Origin of the sequence: Dolichospermum sp. LEGE 00246, assembly GCF_015207865.1 — a bacterium.
GTDB classification, from domain to species: Bacteria; Cyanobacteriota; Cyanobacteriia; order Cyanobacteriales; family Nostocaceae; genus Dolichospermum; species Dolichospermum heterosporum.
The window spans coordinates 1-4,146 of the sequence record NZ_JADEWA010000476.1; the positions used below are offsets into that span (position 1 = coordinate 1).

At 36.6% G+C, this 4,146-nt stretch carries 5 protein-coding genes, 1 tRNA gene and 1 pseudogene; 3 read left to right on the plus strand and 4 right to left on the minus strand.

Annotation, left to right across the window (positions count from 1 at the left end):
• Positions 1-61 precede the first annotated feature (61 nt).
• Positions 62-325: a DUF3493 domain-containing protein gene (locus tag IQ228_RS22440; RefSeq protein WP_193964496.1), complete on the minus strand. Its 264-nt coding sequence runs from the start codon at positions 323-325 to the stop codon at positions 62-64.
• A gap of 33 nt (positions 326-358) precedes the next feature.
• On the opposite strand from IQ228_RS22440, the gene IQ228_RS22445 reads away from it, so the two are divergent.
• Positions 359-430 (plus strand) — tRNA-Thr (locus IQ228_RS22445).
• Positions 431-896: 466 nt separating this feature from the next.
• Here the strand turns inward: IQ228_RS22445 and IQ228_RS22450 are convergent.
• The 3 genes and pseudogenes from IQ228_RS22450 to IQ228_RS26845 form a co-directional block, all read right to left on the minus strand.
• Positions 897-1,136: a type II toxin-antitoxin system VapC family toxin gene (locus IQ228_RS22450; RefSeq protein WP_051424278.1), complete on the minus strand. Its 240-nt coding sequence runs from the start codon at positions 1,134-1,136 to the stop codon at positions 897-899.
• A gap of 260 nt (positions 1,137-1,396) precedes the next feature.
• Positions 1,397-1,456 (minus strand): annotated as a pseudogene (locus IQ228_RS27495) (GTP-binding protein); the annotation flags it as partial.
• A gap of 127 nt (positions 1,457-1,583) precedes the next feature.
• Positions 1,584-2,549 (minus strand): pentapeptide repeat-containing protein, encoded by a 966-nt coding sequence (locus tag IQ228_RS26845; RefSeq protein ID WP_228044020.1) that lies wholly within the window; start codon positions 2,547-2,549, stop codon positions 1,584-1,586.
• Positions 2,550-2,698: 149 nt separating this feature from the next.
• Here IQ228_RS26845 and IQ228_RS22465 point away from each other — a divergent pair, with 149 nt between their 5' ends.
• Together IQ228_RS22465 and IQ228_RS22470 are read left to right on the plus strand one after the other, a co-directional pair.
• Positions 2,699-3,154: a hypothetical protein gene (locus IQ228_RS22465; protein WP_193964498.1), complete on the plus strand. Its 456-nt coding sequence runs from the start codon at positions 2,699-2,701 to the stop codon at positions 3,152-3,154.
• Positions 3,154-3,942 carry a DUF1828 domain-containing protein gene (locus tag IQ228_RS22470; RefSeq protein WP_193964500.1) on the plus strand — a complete coding sequence of 263 codons (789 nt, stop codon included), beginning with the start codon at positions 3,154-3,156 and terminating at the stop codon, positions 3,940-3,942. Before IQ228_RS22465 ends, IQ228_RS22470 begins: the two co-directional genes overlap by 1 nt.
• Positions 3,943-4,146 lie beyond the last annotated feature (204 nt).

The window sequence follows — 4,146 nt, forward strand, 5'->3', positions numbered from 1 at the left end:
GAGACGGGGTAGAGGGCAGGGGAGAAATAATATTTATTATCTTTCTTTTGTCTTTTGCCTCTCACTTCTTCTTTCTGTTTTCCCATTTCCAGAGGAGTACCATTAACCCAATTACTCCTAGCTGGATTGCAAAATTAGGCGCTGCTTGTTCAATATCGCGTCCTGCTAGGAGTTGAAAGAAGAAGACGAATGCACCAATAAAGCCAGAAGCACCGACACCAATATAGATAAATTGCCTTAACCCTCGATAGGGTGCGGCTACTTCGGCTTTGAGGCGTTCATATTGTTGCGGGTTGAGATTTTTTGGAGAATTTGGTTTTATCATCAATAAATTATGTTATGATGTGTGACTGTGTACGCCGATGTGGCTCAGGGGTAGAGCAACTGATTCGTAATCAGTAGGTCGTGAGTTCAAATCTCATCATCGGCTTTAAGTAATATATACTCTAAACGGCTTCGTCCTTTGATTCTATAGGTGGGGGTAAAGTAAAAGCTTATTGGTGTCAACTTAAGTTAAAAATGGCTTATCTGTTGCCTTCCACAACCGCCAGGGAATGAATTCCCTGTCTCATAGCTCAAGTCCATTGAAACAGACTAGTACACGGCGTAAGTGAATAAACCATTTTCAAGCCTTGTAATCAATCAAATTTTCAGAGATTTTAATGATCATGTTATTTACACCAACCTGCACTAGTACACTGCGGCGTAAATAAACCAACCATTCTAAATCCTCCAAAAGCCTATACTGTCTTCATTTTGACTTTTGACTTTTGACTTTTGACTTCCGCCTTGCGGTACTAGGTAATGAGAATCATAAGCAGCAGATAATTTGAGGGTTTTTGCTAGAGTTAGTGCCATTTCGTGAACTTGGGGAAATTGAGAACTTCCATAAAGAACTATCCCCAAATTAACGCATCTTGCAAAGCTTTTTTTGTCTCCTCAATGGTTAATAAATTTGCTTGATTCATGCGATGTAAAGCATTAGTGATTTCATAATAAAATAATGTGGGAGCAATAATAGTATCAGAATTTTGTTGCCAATTTTCCCATAGGTTGATAAATGGTGAATCCATAGATTTACTATTAATTAAGTTAATAGTAAAGCTGGCATCTACGCAAATTAGATAATTATTCATAGACTTTCAATAAATTGATTAATTCCTCATATCTTTCTTCTCCAACTTCTGAGATAATACTAGTAATTATATCTTGTAAAGATTGATTTTTAAGTCTAAGGAATAATTGTTGATATTTATTTGATCATAACGTAAGTTTCTTTATTTAACCCAATACTTGTCGGTTAAGCTCAAAAAAACCAAATTATGTAGGTTGGGTTGAGGAACGAAACCCAACATTTACAAGGCTTTGTTGGGTTTCACTTTGTTCAACCCAACCTACTGGTTTTACCGCTTCCTAAGAAGCCTGTGATGACGGTAACGGGGATTTTTGTAGCCATGTTTTGTGTGTGGTTTTGAATTCGATTTCAATTTTACCACAAGATCCAGATCCCCGACTTCTTAGATCAATTTACATTTTATTGACAAGATTAAAAAAGAAGTCGGGGATCTTCTTTACGCTTTATTTTAAGAATATCCAATTTCTATCATTTTGAAAAATTCCTGGACTACTTCATCAGGATTGTTATAACATCTTTCAGAATCAAATCTTTCTACAACTTTGATACCATTTTTCTTGAAAATGCGTTCTCTTTCTTGTTCTTCTACTCTGCGTTCTGCGGTGTGAAAGGGTCCATCAACTTCTAAAACTCCCCATTTACCGTTATAACAAATGAGAAAATCAGCTTCTTTATTTGCTCTACCTTTGGGTGTCGTGAGTCGTGCTAAGGAGTTGGGTACAAATAAAACTCCAGTTCTGTCTAATGCTTCAGCAATTTTGATTTCTGTTTTTGATCGGAAACGTAGATTTTCCCAAGTATGAATTATTGAATTTGAATAAAATTGAACTCCTTGATTATTAAAAGTATTATCATTTTCGGGAGTTTTGCGTAAAATTAAATCTGTATTTTCTATAATCTTTTTATATAAACTGGTAAATTCTCCAGGTGCAAAATTACCGTTTATAGGTCGTCTTTCTGTCTTTTGCTCATCAAGATAAACATATTCACAAATTACACCATCTAAATCGGTTTCATGGGTAATATACCAATCTTTGATACAAGCACCTGTTAAAGTTGCATTGTGAAAATCTGTACCAATTATTTGGGACATTGCTAAATTAGCACCATACAGACTAGCCCAACTTAGGTTAGCCCAACTCAGGTCAGCCCAACTCAGGTCAGCCTGATACAGATCAGCCCAACTAAGATTAGCCCGACTTAGGTTAGCCCCAGTCAGATCAGCCCCACTCAGGTTAGCCTCACTCAGGTTAGCCTGATACAGTTTAGCCCCAAGCAAGTAAGCCCCACTCAGGTCAGTCCAAATCAGATTAGCCCAACTTAGGTCAGGGTTTATATCTAAATTTTCATATCTCCACTTATTCCAAACCCCTACCGCTTGCTTCAGTAGTGCTAAATGCTCTGGATTTGCCATAATCTAGTTTTTATACCTAAAATTGCCAATATTCGGATTTTAACCTAATTTCATTAAGTTTAATCAAAATAGCGATCGCATTTGGCGTTAACTAGGTTTTTTAGTGTTTTATATGACACAATAATTTATGTTGTGTTTTTTAGCTATTGATGTTAACTCAGGCAGAATTTGAGGAATTTATAAATTATACAACAAAACAAATTGATGGTGATATTTTATGGATTGAAGATGAAGACCATTCTCCTGCTGTAGAATTTCGTGTTGAACTTACCTCAAATCCTGGTTATCCCATTTTTGTTAAAGGTAGTTATAACTCGCTAACAGAAAAACTAACTTACGCACTCATCCATCGGGCTGCTGGTAGAATATATGCTTTGGATTTAGGACAAGATCATAAAAATCCTGATGGAAACCTAGTAGGAGAAAAACACAAGCATCGCTGGAGAGAGCCGTATCGAGATAAAGAAGCTTATGTTCCACCAGATATAACTGCTCCTGTCACCGATCCAGTCAAAGTATGGCAACAGTTTTGTCTAGAGTCGAAAATAAAGCATAATGGAATTATGCAAGATCCACCGCCATTACAGTTAGATTTATTCCTCTAATGTTAAGCCCTTGTGAAGAAATTGCCAAAACGATTGGAGAGTTGTTTACCTGTTCAACGGTCAACGACTATATCCGTATACGTACCCCATTACTTTATCCTGATGGTGACGTTATTGATATATATCTAAAGGAAAAAGAGAGACAATATATCTTGACAGATTTAGGTGAAACTTTACGCTGGCTACGGATGCAAACTATATCTGAGAAAAGGTCAGAAAAGCAAGAAACGCTAATTCAAGATACGCTATTAACTCATGGTGTTGAAAGATATAAAGGAATGTTAATAATTAGAATACAAGAAAATGAAAACTTAGCTTCTGCTGTCACAACTTTATCGCAAGCAGCATTTAGAGTTTCTGATATTTGGTTTACATTTAGAACTAGAGGTTTTGAGTCAATTATAGAAGAAGTCGCAGAATTTTTAACAGAGAAACAAATACCTTTTGAACAAAATAAGAAATTTGCAGGACGTTCTGGGCGTTCCCGAAAAGTAGATTTTTGCACCGAATATCGCCAACACACATCATTAATTGATGTACTAAGTACAGCAAGTGTGACAGCAGGTAATAGTAGGGCTGATAATGTTTTTACTGTTTGGTCAGACCTTAGCTACCTTCAAGAAAGAAAGTACAAATTTATTTCATTATTTGACGATACCATAGACATTTGGAAACTTGAAAATATTACTCTTCTAGAACAAGTGTCTAATGTAGCATACTGGTCGCGCAAAGCTGAATTTCAAGAAATGCTCCTTACAAACAATACCCCATCACTTCCTCAAACCTAAACCCAAAAGAGGGATAGGAGGAGATAGTACAATGGATACCAAATTAAAATATCAACAAATCATCAAAAGCATATTAGAGGATGTTTTAAAAGTATTAGATGAAACCGATAATCTCCAAAAACCTAACCCCCCTGCCCCCTTCCCTACGAGGGAAGGGGGTTTTCAAAGCCTCTCCCCGCTTCGGGGAGAGGTTTGGAGAGGGGT

Excerpts from the sequence above, each read along its gene's own strand:
- IQ228_RS22450 (WP_051424278.1), bottom strand. The coding sequence starts at position 1,136 with ATGAATAATTATCTAATTTGCGTAGATGCCAGCTTTACTATTAACTTA.
- IQ228_RS22465 (WP_193964498.1), top strand. The coding sequence starts at position 2,699 with ATGTTAACTCAGGCAGAATTTGAGGAATTTATAAATTATACAACAAAA.
- IQ228_RS22470 (WP_193964500.1), top strand. The coding sequence starts at position 3,154 with ATGTTAAGCCCTTGTGAAGAAATTGCCAAAACGATTGGAGAGTTGTTT.
- IQ228_RS22440 (WP_193964496.1), bottom strand. The coding sequence starts at position 325 with ATGATAAAACCAAATTCTCCAAAAAATCTCAACCCGCAACAATATGAA.
- IQ228_RS26845 (WP_228044020.1), bottom strand. The coding sequence starts at position 2,549 with ATGGCAAATCCAGAGCATTTAGCACTACTGAAGCAAGCGGTAGGGGTT.